Annotated in this window: 12 protein-coding genes; 9 read left to right on the top strand and 3 right to left on the bottom strand. The window is 61.8% G+C overall.

The genetic code is table 11. The features are described from left to right. The first annotated feature begins 7 nt into the window (after positions 1–7). The 5 genes from AC1ROI_RS03845 (at position 8) to AC1ROI_RS03825 (ending at position 5526) form a co-directional block, all read left to right on the top strand. On the top strand, positions 8–298 hold the full coding sequence (locus tag AC1ROI_RS03845; RefSeq protein ID WP_083377186.1) for a (2Fe-2S)-binding protein: 291 nt from the start codon (positions 8–10) through the stop codon (positions 296–298). Positions 299–452: 154 nt separating this feature from the next. Next, a complete protein-coding gene (locus tag AC1ROI_RS03840) occupies positions 453–1808 on the top strand; it encodes an FAD/NAD(P)-dependent oxidoreductase (protein ID WP_077749752.1) in 1356 nt (451 codons plus the stop codon). After that, positions 1805–2920, top strand: a complete 1116-nt coding sequence (locus AC1ROI_RS03835; RefSeq protein WP_010458750.1) for an NAD(P)/FAD-dependent oxidoreductase — start codon at positions 1805–1807, stop codon at positions 2918–2920. The genes AC1ROI_RS03840 and AC1ROI_RS03835 overlap by 4 nt, the downstream gene beginning before the upstream one ends. 18 nt (positions 2921–2938) lie before the next feature. Beyond that, complete coding sequence (locus AC1ROI_RS03830) at positions 2939–3985, top strand: ABC transporter substrate-binding protein (protein ID WP_010458748.1); 1047 nt, start codon at positions 2939–2941, stop codon at positions 3983–3985. 224 nt (positions 3986–4209) lie between these two features. Beyond that, positions 4210–5526, top strand: a complete 1317-nt coding sequence (locus tag AC1ROI_RS03825) for a leucine-rich repeat-containing protein kinase family protein (protein WP_083377189.1) — start codon at positions 4210–4212, stop codon at positions 5524–5526. A 108-nt stretch (positions 5527–5634) separates the two neighbouring features. Here the strand turns inward: AC1ROI_RS03825 and AC1ROI_RS03820 are convergent, their stop codons facing one another. Further along, entirely contained in the window at positions 5635–6342 is a 708-nt protein-coding gene (locus AC1ROI_RS03820; RefSeq protein WP_010458744.1) for a YebC/PmpR family DNA-binding transcriptional regulator, read from the bottom strand. A gap of 231 nt (positions 6343–6573) precedes the next feature. Between AC1ROI_RS03820 and AC1ROI_RS03815 the strand changes: the two genes are divergently transcribed. Continuing rightward, positions 6574–7884: a type VI secretion system Vgr family protein gene (locus AC1ROI_RS03815; protein ID WP_102593412.1), complete on the top strand. Its 1311-nt coding sequence runs from the start codon at positions 6574–6576 to the stop codon at positions 7882–7884. A gap of 164 nt (positions 7885–8048) precedes the next feature. Here AC1ROI_RS03815 and AC1ROI_RS03810 read toward each other — a convergent pair whose 3' ends face one another. Continuing rightward, positions 8049–9368, bottom strand: a complete 1320-nt coding sequence (locus AC1ROI_RS03810) for an MFS transporter (RefSeq protein ID WP_083377191.1) — start codon at positions 9366–9368, stop codon at positions 8049–8051. 268 nt (positions 9369–9636) lie between these two features. Here AC1ROI_RS03810 and AC1ROI_RS03805 point away from each other — a divergent pair, with 268 nt between their 5' ends. After that, complete coding sequence (locus tag AC1ROI_RS03805; protein ID WP_077749747.1) at positions 9637–10509, top strand: LysR family transcriptional regulator; 873 nt, start codon at positions 9637–9639, stop codon at positions 10507–10509. Positions 10510–10629: 120 nt separating this feature from the next. Here AC1ROI_RS03805 and AC1ROI_RS03800 read toward each other — a convergent pair whose 3' ends face one another. Continuing rightward, positions 10630–11493, bottom strand: coding sequence for a LysR substrate-binding domain-containing protein (locus tag AC1ROI_RS03800; protein WP_010458735.1), 864 nt, complete (start codon positions 11491–11493; stop codon positions 10630–10632). Between the two features lie 115 nt (positions 11494–11608). Here AC1ROI_RS03800 and AC1ROI_RS03795 point away from each other — a divergent pair, with 115 nt between their 5' ends. Both AC1ROI_RS03795 and phnX read left to right on the top strand, forming a co-directional pair. Continuing rightward, on the top strand, positions 11609–12718 hold the full coding sequence (locus AC1ROI_RS03795) for a 2-aminoethylphosphonate--pyruvate transaminase (protein WP_102593411.1): 1110 nt from the start codon (positions 11609–11611) through the stop codon (positions 12716–12718). A 125-nt stretch (positions 12719–12843) separates the two neighbouring features. Next, on the top strand, positions 12844–13671 hold the full coding sequence (gene phnX / locus AC1ROI_RS03790) for a phosphonoacetaldehyde hydrolase (RefSeq protein ID WP_102593410.1): 828 nt from the start codon (positions 12844–12846) through the stop codon (positions 13669–13671). The last annotated feature ends 5 nt before the right edge of the window (positions 13672–13676 follow it).

Below are 13676 nucleotides of genomic sequence, written 5' to 3'. Positions count from 1 at the left end.
GGGCGCCATGGCTCTGCTGAAACGACTGGCCGAAGGCGATCGCCCGGCTGTGGAATTTACCCTGGACGGCGAACCGGCCAGCGGCCTGCTCGGCGATACCTTGCTGACCGCAGTGCTGACTTGCAGCGAACACCTGCGCGGCAGCGACTTCAGCGCCGAACCCCGCGCCGGTTTCTGCCTGATGGGCGCCTGTCAGGACTGTTGGGTCCGCATGGGCGACGGCCGCCGCGTGCGGGCCTGCTCGACGCTGCTCGAAGCAGGCCAACAAATAAGCCGCGAACCGGGACGCACCCTATGAATACATTGACTACCCGCAGAACCGGAATCCTCTGTGGGAGCGAGCCTGCTCGCGAAAGCGGTTTGTCCGCCAACACATCTGTTGAATGTGCCGCCACCATCGCGAGCAGGCTCGCTCCCACAGGGGATTTGCAGTGCTCATGGATGAGGTGGGTATGAAGGCTGTGGTCATCATTGGTGCAGGCCCGGCCGGGATTCGTGCGGCGCAGACGTTGGTGGCGCATGGTGTTCGTCCGGTGCTGCTGGACGAAGCGGCGCGCGGTGGCGGGCAGATTTATCGACGTCAGCCGGAGAATTTCAAGCGCTCGGCGGTCAAGCTGTACGGCTTTGAAGCGCGCAAGGCCAGTGCCTTGCATCAAACGATCGACACGCTACGCGGGCAACTCGACTACCGCCCCGAGACGCTGGTGTGGAACGCCGAAGACGGTGCGCTGGACACGGTGCATGAGGGCCGAGCCTCACGACTGGAATTCTCCCGAGTGATCGTCGCCACGGGGGCCACCGACCGGATTCTGCCGGTGTCAGGCTGGACGCTACCGGGTGTCTACAGCCTTGGCGCAGCGCAGATCGCGCTCAAGTTTCAGGGCTGCGCCATCGGTGAGCGGGTGGTGTTCGCTGGCAGCGGCCCATTGCTGTACCTGGTGGCGTATCAATACGCCAAGGCCGGTGCGAAAGTGCTCGCGGTGCTCGACAGCTCACCCTTCAGCGCTCAGGCCCGCGCCCTGCCCGGCCTGCTGTCGCAACCGGCCACACTCGCCAAAGGCATTTATTACCGCAGCTGGCTGACCGCCCACGGCATCCCGGTGCATCAGGGCGCAACCCTCAAACGCATCAATGGCGAACAGCGCGTGCAATCAGTGGATTGGTCCAACGCCAAAGGCGAACATCTGCTCGATTGCGACGCCGTTGCTTTCGCCCACGGCCTGCGCAGTGAAACCCAACTCGCCGATTTGCTCGGCTGTGAATTCGCCTGGAACCCACTCAACCGCGCCTGGCTACCGCAACGTGACCCCGCCGGTCGCAGCAGTGTCGCCGAGGTTTATCTGGCCGGTGATGGCGCCGGCATCATGGGCGCCGACGCCGCTGAAATGGCGGGCGAACGGGCGGCGCTGGCGTTGCTCGAAGACATCGGTTACCTGATTCCGCCAAAACATCCCGACCACCTTGAACGCGCCCTGCAGCGCATCGGCGAATTCCGCAACGGACTGGAGCGCGCCTTCGCCTTCCCCGAGCACTGGGCCAGCGAAACCGCCGATGAGGTGATCGTCTGCCGTTGCGAAGAAGTGCTGGCCGGCGACATCCGCCAGGTGGTGCGCGAAGGTCACTGGGAAATCAATCGGGTCAAGGCGCATTGCCGCATTGGCATGGGCCGTTGTCAGGGGCGCATGTGCGGCGCCGCAGCGGCGGAAATCATCGCCTGCGAAAGCCGGCGCCCGGTCTCGGACATCGGTCGCTTGCGGGCGCAGGCGCCGATCAAACCACTGCCGTTTGGCCTGGAGGTCGAGGCATGATCGAAGTCGATGCAGTGATCATTGGCGGCGGCATTGTCGGGGCCTCGGCCGCGCTGTTCCTGAGCAAGGCCGGCCGGCGTGTTGCACTGCTGGAGCGTGACTTTTGCGGCTCGCATTCCAGCGGCGTGAACTACGGCGGTGTTCGGCGTCAGGGGCGCCCACTGTCGCAATTGCCGCTGTCGCAACGGGCCCACGAGCTCTGGGGACAGTTGCCGCAACTGATCGGCATCGACGGCGAATATCAACGCAGCGGTCACTTGAAACTGGCCCGCAGCCTCAACGACCTGAACGCCTTGCAGCACTATGCCGTCAGCAGCCAAGGCTTCGGCCTCGATTTGCAGCTGCTCGACCGCCATCAATTGCGCGCGCGGTTTCCGTGGGTCGGCGACGTCGCGGCCGGCGCATCGTTTTGCCCGGACGACGGCCACGCCAACCCGCGCCTGGTGTCCCCCGCCTTTGCTCAAACGGCCCGTCGGCACGGCGCGCAAGTCCATGAACAATGCGCCGTCACAGCGGTAGAACACGACGGTCAGCGCTTTCGCGTCCGCACGCAAACCGGCCTCGAATTGCACGCGCCCTGGCTGCTGAACTGCGCCGGGGCCTGGGCCGGACGCCTGGCTGAACAATTCGGCGAAGCGGTGCCGATGCACGCCGGCCACCCGGCGATGCTGGTCACCGAGCCGTTGCCATGGGTGATGAATGCCAGCACCGGCGTCGAGGGTGGCGGCATCTATGCGCGTCAGGTGGCACGTGGCAATTGCGTGCTCGGTGGCGGCCAGGGTTTTGCCCTCGATGACGCTCGCGCACGCCCCGGCCAACACGCCGTGATCGAGATCCTGCGCCAGGCCGTCGAACTCTACCCGTTTCTTCAAGGCGCCCAGGCGATTCGCACCTGGAGCGGTACCGAAGGCTACTTGCCTGATCGCCAACCGGTGATCGGTCATAGCAGCACTCAACCCGGTCTGTTGCACGCCTTCGGCTTTGCCGGTGCGGGTTTCCAGATCGGTCCTGCGGTGGGCCAGGCGCTCACCGAGATCATCTGCAGTGGCGCCTCCAAGACGCCACTGGATGCGTTTTCCATCACCCGGTTTCACTCCATCTCCGTTGCTTGATAGAGGAAGGTCGCGCCAATGAATAACGTCAAACGCACTGCACTGCTCGGTTTCTCCTGTCTGACTGCCCTGCTCACGGTCACCCAGGCACAGGCCGAACCCACGCTTTATCTCGGCATGAACGGCGGGACCATGGAGCGGCTCTACGCCGACAAGGTGCTGCCGGCGTTCGAGAAAGCCAACAACGTCAAAGTGGTGATCGTACCGGGGACTTCCGCCGATATCCTGGCCAAGGTCCAGGCCAGCAAAGGCAACCCGCAGATGCACGTGATGTTCCTCGACGACGGCATCATGTACCGCGCCATCGCCATGGGCTTGTGCGACAAACTCGAAGACAGCGCACCGCTGGCGCAGATTCCGGCCAAGGGTCGCATCAAGGATCAAGCGGTGGCGGTCAGCCTCGGCGTGACCGGGCTGGCGTACAACACGCGTCTGTTCAAGGAAAAAGGCTGGGCGGCGCCGACCTCTTGGATGGACATGGCCGACCCGCGCTTCAAGGACAAGCTGGTGTTCCAGTCGATGGCCTCCTCGACCTTCGGCCTGCATGGCTTCCTGATGTTCAACCGGATTCAGGGCGGCAGCGAAACCGACGTCGAGCCAGGCTTCAAGGCCTGGCCGAACACCGTCGGCCGCAACGTGCTGGAATACATTCCGAGCTCGGCGAAGATTTCCGAAATGCTCCAGACCGACGAAGCCGCGCTGTTCCCGCTGACCCCGACCCAAGTCACTGCGCTGAAACTCAAAGGCATGCCGGTGGAATACGCGCAGCCCAAGGAAGGCGCCGTGGTGCTCAACGTGGCCGAGTGCGCCATCGCCAACAACACGCAGCCGGAACTGGCACAGAAACTCGCGGCGTTTTTGCTGACGCCGCAAGCCCAGGCCACGGCGCTGGAGGATGGCGACCAGATCCCGTCCAACCCGAATACGCCGACCACCGACAAAACCCGGGGTCAGGTCGAGGCGATGAAACAGTATCTGACCACCGCGATTGCCGTTGACTGGGATCAGGTCAATGAACAGCGCCCGGCGTGGAATGCACGGTGGAATCGCAGTATCGAGCGGTAGTGACTGACACGCCGCATCACCCCGTTGGACTGCGAAGCAGCCCAACGGGGCATTCTGCTGAGGGCGAGCGCCCATTATCCGTCGGAAGGTTTGTTGCACACGGTTGGTGAAAGTCGGGCCGCCGTAAATTGTGTGTTGCAGCACCGGCTGCACACCTTTACCGCTATCATGTCGCCCATTTCCAAGCCCCCGCGCCCTCCCCTCGATCAATAGCGAACCCGCCCATGGATACCCTTGCCCAACTGCGCGCCGGTCAACTGACAGGTATCACCCGCCTGGACCTGGCCTGCGGCCTGACTGAATTTCCGCGAGAAATCTTCGACCTGGCGGACTCGCTCGAAGTGCTCAACCTCAGCGGCAACGCCTTGAGCCGGCTGCCAGATGATCTGCACCGCCTGACCCGCTTGCGCGTGCTGTTTTGCTCGGACAACCTGTTCACCGAACTGCCCGCGTGCCTCGGCCAATGCACCGCATTGACGATGATCGGCTTCAAGGCCAATGCCATCGAGACGGTGCCCGCCGCTGCGCTGCCGCCATTGCTGCGTTGGTTGATCCTGACCGATAACCGCCTCAGTGAATTGCCCGCCGAGTTGGGCCAGCGCCCACACCTGCAAAAACTCATGCTTGCCGGCAATCGCTTGCAGCGCCTGCCCGAAAGCCTGAGCCAATGCCATCGACTCGAACTGATCCGCATCGCCGCCAATCAACTGACTGAGCTGCCCGAGTGGCTGCTGACCCTGCCAAGCCTGACCTGGCTGGCCTATGCCGGTAATCCGCTGGAAACCGAAGCCGATGCCGCAGCCCTCGATGCCACGGCGAGTATTGCGTGGTCTGAGTTGCGCCTGGAGCAACAGCTGGGCGAAGGTGCTTCGGGAGTGATTCATCGGGCGGCGTGGGAGCAACCGGGTCAACCGGCCACCCAGGTTGCGGTCAAACTCTACAAAGGCGAAATGACCAGCGACGGTTCACCGCTGCACGAAATGAACGCCTGCATTACCGCCGGTCTTCACCCCAATCTGATCCGGGTCGAAGGCCGAATCGTCGGGCATCCCGAAGAGCAGGCCGGGCTGGTGATGCAACTGATTGATCCGAGTTATCGCAACCTGGCCGGGCTGCCGAGCCTGGCGTCCTGTACCCGTGACGTCTATGCCGATGGCACCCGTTTCAGTGCGCACGTAGCACTGCGCATGGCCCGCGCAATCGCCTCGGTGGCCGAGCATCTGCATCACCAGGGCATCACCCATGGCGATCTCTATGGCCACAATATTTTGTGCAACGAGCACGGTAATTGTCTGTTGGGGGACTTTGGCGCGGCGTCTTTCCATGCGACGTGCGACAGCCTTGAAAGCCGTGCGCTGCAACGGATCGAAGTGCGGGCATTCGGGGTGTTGCTGGGGGAATTGCTGGAGCGGATCGACTCGGGGTTGAGTGATGAAAGGCGTTTGCAGCTGGAGGCGTTGCAGCAGCGCTGCTGCCAGCCGCAGGTGCTGGCGCGGCCGGGGTTCAGTGAGATAGGACAGGCGTTAGCCGCGTTCAACTGAGCTAAAGGCAAGTACAAAACCTGTGGCGAGGGAGCTTGCTCCCGCTGGACGGCGCAGCCGAGCGGGAGCAAGCTCCCTCGCCACAAATAGAATTACAACCGGTTCGGCTTAACCCGCCAAACCCACAAACATATCCTGCACATCATCATGGTTATCGAGGCCTTCCAGGAACGCCTCGACTTCAGCCATCTGCTCATCGCTCAAACCGCTTACCGGGTTTTTTGGCTGATACCCCAATTTGGCCGACAACACGGTAAAACCTTGCTCAGGCAGCGCTTTCTGAACGGCGTCCAGGTCCGCAGGGTCGGTCAGGAACAGGGTCGTGCCCTCTTCGTCTCCTGGCTCGAAATCCTGGGCTCCGGCTTCAATCGCAGCCATTTCCGGATCGGCGTCAGGGCTGTCCGGAGACGCTTCGATCATGCCCACATGGTTGAAGTCCCACGATACCGAACCGGAAGCGCCCAACTGGCCCTTGCGGAAAGCCACGCGGATTTCCGCGACGGTGCGGTTGATGTTGTCGGTGACGCATTCAACGATCAGCGGCACCTGATGCGGAGCGAAACCTTCATACGTCACACGATGGTATTGCACGGTTTCGCCCAACAGACCCGCGCCTTTCTTGATCGCACGATCCAGGGTTTCCTTGGGCATCGAGGCTTTTTTCGCCTGTTCGACCACCAGACGCAGGTGTGCGTTGGTGGCGGTATCGGCACCGTTGCGGGCAGCAATAGTGATTTCTTTCACCAGTTTGCCGAAGATCTTGCCCTTGGCGTTAGATGCCGCTTCTTTGTGTTTAACCTTCCACTGTGCGCCCATTACTCACTCTCTTATCTGTGGCGCCGAGACATCTATTGGCCGACGCTTTGCGCAAGTTTATACGGCCTAAAGTTGGCAATCGACCAAAAAATCCACCCGGCTCACCGGCATGACCAATCGACTTCTTCACCGGCGGTTGTAGGGCGATTCTGAAATGTTCACTTGCGGTGACCATAAAGGTCCGTGGTTTCGTACCCTCTGCGCCCATATTCCATGGCAGAAGCGCGTTCGATGCACAACGACAAGGAAAGTCCCTACACCCTGACCCTCCTGGACAGTGGATTGACTCTGCAGGTGTTGCAGTTCAGTGGCCGAGAAAGTCTCAACCAGCCCTATCGTTTCGAGATCGAAGTAATCGGCCTGGCACCCGCCATGAACCTCGAGCAGTTGCTGCAGCAACCGGCGTTCCTGAGCCTGAGGGGTGACAGCGGCATTCACGGCATCTTGCACAGCGCCAGTCGCGAGCACCGTGGCCCGCACCGAATCGGCTACCATCTGGTGCTGGTGCCTTGGTTGCAGCAACTGGACCGACACCCTTGCCGTCGGGTTTTTCATCAACTCGACGCGCCCGCCATCCTGCGTCAGTTGCTCAGCGAAAACGCGATCGCCGAAGACAGCTTCCGTTTTGAACTGCCCAACGGACGCTATGCGGTGCGACCGTTCTGCATTCAGTTTGATGAGACCGACCTGGCGTTCCTGCAACGGCTCTGCGAAGAAGAAGGCATCCACTATCACTTCGAACATCAGCACGACGGCCATGTGCTGGTGTTGGCGGATGACAGCCTGAGCTTTCCCCAGGAACCGCTGCTGATGCCCTTTCACGGCGAGACGGCCGAACCCGCCAGCGTGCCGGTGATCACTGAGTTGTTCCAGCGCCATGCCTCGCCTGCACCGCAACAGCTCCAGCGCGAGCAATCGAGCCGTCGATCACTGGAACGGCTGCGCTGCCGGCATCGGCAGATTCAGGGGCAAAGCAATCACAGTGATTTGCGCGGCGGATGCATCGTGCAAGTGTCGGAACATCCCATCGCGAACTTCAACGATCAATGGCTGCTGACCGAGATCCGGCATCAGGGCCGACAGCCGTCGATTCTCGCCGAGGACACCGCCGACAAGCTCCGGCGTTACAGCAATCAGTTCAGCGCGATTCCGTGGTCCACGGTGTTCCGGCCAGCGCTCACACAGGCCAGACCGAGCATTCCGGGCTATCAGGAGGCGCGAGTGCTGGGCGCTGTCGGGCAACCCGCGGTGCTGGATGCTCAAGGGCGGATTGAGGTCCGATTGTGGCCCACCGCGCAAGCCGACGACAAGGAATCCACCGGTCTCTGGCTACCCGTGGCCCTCGCCGCGCCGGACGGTCGGATCGATCCGTCCAGGCTGCCGCTCGCCGGTACCGACGTGCTCATCAGTTTTCTCGACAGCGACCCGGATCGTCCTGTGTTGTGTGCGGCGGCGAGCAACCCGCCAGCGCCTCGACCCACTCGCCAGCCACGCAGCGATGGCCTTCTGTTGCTCGATTGGCTGGTCAACCGTCGGGACTGATCAGCCCTTGTCAGCCTCGCCAGCCGCCGCGAACCTGGTCAGGCGCACATCCACAGCGCTTTCGCGAGCAAGCTTCGCTCCTGCAGGTTCCTGTATGTTTTTACGGCACGCAGGACCAGGCCTCCAGCGCCTGTTTCAGCCAGAAAGGACTCATCGGTTTTTCCTCAGGTACGCAGGGGTTTTACGGTCATCGCCTGGTTAGGCACGGAAGCGCTTTCGACACGCAGGCCAGTCGGACGGCTGTTCCAGTGGGGGATCAGCACCAGGGCGGAGAACAATGCGCAGCCGGCGAAGACGATGAACACGGTGACCGAGTCGAAGTAACCCGGCAGCAATCCGCCGAGAATCGCCCCGACCGAGCCGCAACCGTTGACGAACCCGGCGGCCGTGGCGCCCGCCTTGGCGGTGCCGAAATCAATCGCTGCCGCCCCGCTGATCATCGAATCCGGCCCGTACAAGGTCAGGCCCATGACAAACAGCAGCGCCACCACCCACAACACGCTGCCGGTGTGCAGAGCGCCCATGAACAGCGCCAGGGAAACGGTCAATGCCAACAGACTGATCACGCAGGCCGGCATGCGCCGGGCGCCGAACAGTTTGTCCGAAGCCAGCCCGAGCAGGATCGGCCCCAGCAGCCCGGCCAGTTCAAACGCGGTAGGAATGATTGCCGCGCCCACTTTGCCCACCGAGGGCATCTGCTCGAAGACGATCACCGGCCCCCAGAGCAGAATCGCGTAGCGCGCCGGTTTCAACAGGAAATACGCCAGGCCCAATACCAGCACCGTGCGGTTGCGCAGGATTTCCTTTAACGGTTCAAGCACGCTGGTCTTGCTTTGCGCGCAGGCCTCTTTCGTTGTCAGTTCCGGCTCCACTGCGGGCAAGCCGACGTCTTGCGGTTTATTGCGTTGGAAAATAAAAAACAGCACGGCGACCAGCCCAACCACCGCCGCACTGGAAATGAACGCCGCGTGCCAACTGCCGATGAGCGTATACGCCCACCAGCCGGCAAACGGCGAGGCCACCAGACCGCCAAAGGCGTAGCAGGAACTCCACAGCCCCAGCACCCTTCCGCGCTGCCGGGCAGGGAAAAAACTGCCCATGTTCTTGCACAGCCCCGACCATCCGGTGGACTGCGCCAGGCCTTGAATCAGCATGCAGGTGGCAAAGATCGGTAACGTCGCGAAACTGCCCATCACCAGGGCGGCCGCTGCGGAAATGAGCAATCCGCCAAGCACCACGACCCGAGGGCCAAAGCGGTCGGCGAGGATGCCCCAGGTGAATTGACCGAAGGCGTAGGCGGTCAGGTAGAGGGCGTCGAGGTTGGCCATGGCCATTTTGTCGAGCATGAAGGTGGGGTCTTCGGCGATCCCCAGTTTGGCCACGGAAAAGGCTTTGCGGGTGAAGTAGAAAGCGGCGTAGGCGAGCCAGGTGATCGCGAAGATCTGCACGCGCCACCGCTTGATGGTGCCGATGGAGTTGTTCATTGTGATTTCTGACCTCAGGGTGTGAGTGTGCCGGCAGAATTGAGAAATAACGCCTGTTTTTTTATTGTTGAGCACTTCGATACCGCTGCTTCCCTGAGGCGATACCGGTCAGATGAGGCCTGTAACTGCACGCGCAGGCTCATGGCCACCGACGCTGTTCGACTGACCAGTCACCGGGGCTCAGTTCGATAAAAACAATTACTGATTAATAAGTGAAATCGATTTATCGTATTTCCAATATAGGCTCGACTTGTTACTGGAGGTTTCGATGTCGGTTTCCCACGCCCAACTCAAAGCCTTCCACGCCGTGGCCGTCCACGGAAGCTTTACCAAAGCCGCCGAGCGGCTTTTTCTTACGCAACCGGCGATTTCCGACCAAGTGCGCAAGCTCGAAGAGCGCTTCGGGGTGTTGCTGTTTCACCGCAACAAACGCTCGGTGCGCCTGACGGATCTGGGCGAGCGGTTGTTGAGCATTACCCAGCGCCTGTTCGTCATCGAGGACGAGGCGCAGGAGCTCTTGCATGACTCCCGGGCCTTGCAGACCGGCAGCCTGATTCTCGCGGTGGATGCGCCGGTGCACGTACTGCCGCAGATTGCGCGTTTCTGTGAACGCTACCCCGGCATCAGCGTAAAAATCGAAACCGGCAACACCGACGAATCGCTGTTTCGCCTGTTCAACTATCAGGCCGACCTGGCGTTGCTCGGCCGGGATGTGAGTGACGAGCGGCTGATCTCGCTGCCGCTGCGCAATGACCCGATGGTGGCCTTCGTTTCACACAATCATCCGTGGGCGGATCGCGAATCGATTTGCCTGGCGGATTTGCACGACACGCCCCTGGTGCTGCGGGAAATCGGTTCGGTGACGCGTCAGACACTGGAAGAGGAAATGGCCCAGGCCGGGTTTTCCATCCGCCCGGCGATCCAGGTTGAAGGCCGGGAAGCGGCGCGTGAGGCGGTGGTCGTGGGGATCGGGGTGGGCGTGGTGTCCGCCGCCGAGTTTGGCGCGGACTCGCGGGTGTGTGCGTTGCCGATTACCGATTGCACACGGCGATTGACCGAAACGCTGGTGTGCTTGCGCGAGCAGAGTTCGCGGCGGGTGGTGGCGACGTTTCTGGAGATGGTGCGCGAGAGTCTGGTGTAGGCAGGTCTGGCCTCTTCGCGGGCAAGCCTCGCTCCCACAGGTTATGCGTCGTATACAAGACCTGCGGCCAGCATAAACCCCTGTGGGAGCGAGGCTTGCCCGCGAAGGCCGCGCCTCGGTTTATCGAATAGGCGCCAATTCAAAAAACGCCCGAATCAAACGCAAATCCCGCCGCCGTTCCATGCACCCGATCATGTGCCGGTTAACCAGCCCTTCACCCAAAATCGGCACTGCCGCCACCCGCGGGTCATGACTGACCTCAACCGAAGACACCACGCCAACCCCCAACTCGGCCGCCACGGCCTCGGTCACCGCCTCGCGACTGTCCAACTCCAGCAACACCCTCGGGTTGACCGATGCCGACGCGCAAGCTTCATCGAATGTCCGCCGGGTAATCGAACTCGGCTCACGCAACACCATGATCACCTGATCCAGCTCCTTGAGCTTCACGCCCTTGGACGCCTTGGCCCAGGGATGACTGTCAGGCACCAGCGCGCAAATCCGTGATTCGCTCAACGCTTGCAGATGCAGGCCTTTGCGCGGCTCGACTTCAGTCAACACCGCCACGTCGGCATGCTCGGACAACAACGCTGCCAGGGTTTCCTGAGCATTGCCCAAGCGCAGATTCACGGTAATTCCGGGGTATCGCGCGCGCAGACTGGCGAGCATCGGCATCACCATGTGCGGCCCGTCCGCTGCGACTTCCAGGCGCCCGGTCAGCAACTGTCGATTCGCTTCCAGCAGCACTTGCGCTTCTTCGGCCAGGCCAAACATCGCTCGGGTGATCGCCGCCAGCTTGGTGCCCTCCTCCGTCAGCTCCACGCGTCGCGCGGTGCGGCGCAGCAAGGTGATTTGATAGTGCTCCTCCAACGCCTTGATGTGCCCGGTGACCGCCGGTTGGCTGATGAACAGCCGCTCGGCCGCACGGGTGAAGCTGCCTTCGCGGGCCACGGCGTCGAAGGCTCGAAGCTGGAACAGGTTCATGAATAACTCTCACTGATGGCTGGCATAACAACAAACAATTTGATTGATAGCACCCGAAATTGCAATTTATGCCCCGTAGCTTCATCCCACAGAGAGCTTTTGCGAGGACACAAGAATGAGCACTGCCGAGCCAATCCTGCTCACCCCCGGCCCACTGACCACCTCGGCCCGCACCCGTCAGGCGATGATGGTCGACTGGGGTTCATGGGATGACCGCTTCAATCAACTGACCGCCAGCCTGTGCGAGCAATTGCTGGTAATCATCAACGGCGGCGACAGCCACCACTGCGTGCCCTTGCAAGGCAGCGGTACGTTCGCGGTCGAAGCGGCCATCGGCACGCTGGTGCCTCGCGACGGCAAAGTGCTGGTGCTGATCAACGGCGCCTACGGCAAACGCCTGGCGAAAATCTGCGAAGTGCTCGGGCGCTCCTTCAGCACCTTCGAAACCGCCGAAGACGAACCGACCACCGCCGCCGACGTCGACCGTCTGCTGCACGCCGATGCCAGCATTACCCACGTTGCGCTGATTCACTGCGAAACCAGCACCGGCATCCTCAATCCGCTGCCGGAGATTGCCCACGTCATTGCGCAACACGGCAAACGCCTGATCATCGACGCCATGAGCTCCTTTGGCGCGCTGCCAATCGATGCGCAACAGGTGCCGTTCGACGCGCTGATCGCCGCCTCGGGCAAATGCCTGGAAGGCGTGCCGGGCATGGGTTTCGTCTTTGCCCGCAAAGACGCACTGGCCAACGCGGCTGGCAATTCGCACTCGCTGGCGATGGATTTGTTCGACCAGCACACCTACATGGCCAAGACCGGCCAATGGCGCTTTACGCCGCCCACCCATGTGGTCGCCGCGCTGCACGAAGCCTTGCTGCAATACAACGAAGAAGGTGGTTTGCCGGCGCGGCATCAGCGCTATGCCAACAACTGCCAGGTGCTGCTCGATGACATGGCCAAACTCGGCTTGCGCAGCTTCCTGCCCGCCGCGATCCAGGCCCCGATCATTGTCACGTTCCACGCGCCGAAAGACCCGCGCTATCAGTTCAAGGAGTTCTACGAACGCGTCAAGGCCAAGGGTTTCATCCTCTACCCCGGCAAATTGACCCAGGTCGAAACCTTCCGCGTCGGCTGCATCGGACACGTCAACCAGGCCGAGATGCACGCAGCGGTAGCGGCGGTCGCCGAAGTACTGCGCGAGATGGAAGTCCTCGAAATCTGAATGAGCAGGCACCGCTGATCCTGTAGGAGCGAGGCTTGCCCGCGAATGCAGACGACGCGGTTCTTCGAACACACCGAATTATCGTTCTTCGCGGGCAAGCCTCGCTCCTACAAGGGACACAACACATGAACTACAACAACCCAACCAAACTCCAGGCCGCCATCCTTGACTGGGCCGGCACCGTGGTCGACTTCGGCTCGTTCGCGCCGACGCAGATTTTTGTCGAAGCCTTCGCCGAGTTCGACGTCCAGGTCTCCATCGAAGAAGCCCGCGGGCCGATGGGCATGGGCAAGTGGGACCACATTCGCACCCTGTGTGATCAGCCGGAAGTTGCCGAGCGTTATCGCGCCGTGTTCGGCCGCACCCCGACCGACGATGATGTCACCGCCATCTACAAGCGTTTCATGCCGCTGCAGATCGAGAAAATCGCCGAGCACTCGGCGCTGATTCCGGGTGCACTCGACACCATCGCCAACCTGCGTCAGCAAGGGATCAAGATCGGCTCCTGCTCCGGCTACCCGAAACAGGTCATGGACAAGGTGGTCGAACTGGCCGCCACCAACGGTTACGTTGCCGATCACGTGGTCGCCACCGACGAAGTGCCTAACGGCCGTCCATGGCCGGCACAGGCCTTGGCCAACGTGATTGCGCTGGGCATCGACGACGTCGCGGCCTGCGTGAAGATCGATGACACCGTGCCGGGTATTCTCGAAGGACGTCGCGCCGGCATGTGGACCGTGGCGCTGATCTGCTCCGGTAACGCGCTGGGGCTGGATTACAAAGGTTTCCGCGCCTTGGGCAGCGAGCAACTCGACAGTGAACGCAAACGCATCCACGCGATGTTCGAAGGTTCGCGGCCGCACTACATGATCGATACCATCACCGACTTGCCGCAAGTGATCGCCGACATCAACAAGCGTCTGGCCAAGGGTGAGATGCCACAAAGCAGTTGATAACG

This window comes from Pseudomonas sp. GW823-FHT02C02, from assembly GCF_058797635.1.
This window is presented reverse-complemented; position numbering and strand designations above follow the sequence as displayed.

What these genes read in the sequence shown, in the direction of transcription:
- AC1ROI_RS03845 (WP_083377186.1), top strand. Translation starts at nt 8, where the DNA reads ATGGCTCTGCTGAAACGACTGGCCGAAGGCGATCGCCCGGCTGTGGAA.
- phnX (WP_102593410.1), top strand. Translation starts at nt 12,844, where the DNA reads ATGAACTACAACAACCCAACCAAACTCCAGGCCGCCATCCTTGACTGG.
- AC1ROI_RS03825 (WP_083377189.1), top strand. Translation starts at nt 4,210, where the DNA reads ATGGATACCCTTGCCCAACTGCGCGCCGGTCAACTGACAGGTATCACC.
- AC1ROI_RS03805 (WP_077749747.1), top strand. Translation starts at nt 9,637, where the DNA reads ATGTCGGTTTCCCACGCCCAACTCAAAGCCTTCCACGCCGTGGCCGTC.
- AC1ROI_RS03840 (WP_077749752.1), top strand. Translation starts at nt 453, where the DNA reads ATGAAGGCTGTGGTCATCATTGGTGCAGGCCCGGCCGGGATTCGTGCG.
- AC1ROI_RS03810 (WP_083377191.1), bottom strand. Translation starts at nt 9,368, where the DNA reads ATGAACAACTCCATCGGCACCATCAAGCGGTGGCGCGTGCAGATCTTC.
- AC1ROI_RS03795 (WP_102593411.1), top strand. Translation starts at nt 11,609, where the DNA reads ATGAGCACTGCCGAGCCAATCCTGCTCACCCCCGGCCCACTGACCACC.
- AC1ROI_RS03815 (WP_102593412.1), top strand. Translation starts at nt 6,574, where the DNA reads ATGCACAACGACAAGGAAAGTCCCTACACCCTGACCCTCCTGGACAGT.
- AC1ROI_RS03830 (WP_010458748.1), top strand. Translation starts at nt 2,939, where the DNA reads ATGAATAACGTCAAACGCACTGCACTGCTCGGTTTCTCCTGTCTGACT.
- AC1ROI_RS03835 (WP_010458750.1), top strand. Translation starts at nt 1,805, where the DNA reads ATGATCGAAGTCGATGCAGTGATCATTGGCGGCGGCATTGTCGGGGCC.
- AC1ROI_RS03820 (WP_010458744.1), bottom strand. Translation starts at nt 6,342, where the DNA reads ATGGGCGCACAGTGGAAGGTTAAACACAAAGAAGCGGCATCTAACGCC.
- AC1ROI_RS03800 (WP_010458735.1), bottom strand. Translation starts at nt 11,493, where the DNA reads ATGAACCTGTTCCAGCTTCGAGCCTTCGACGCCGTGGCCCGCGAAGGC.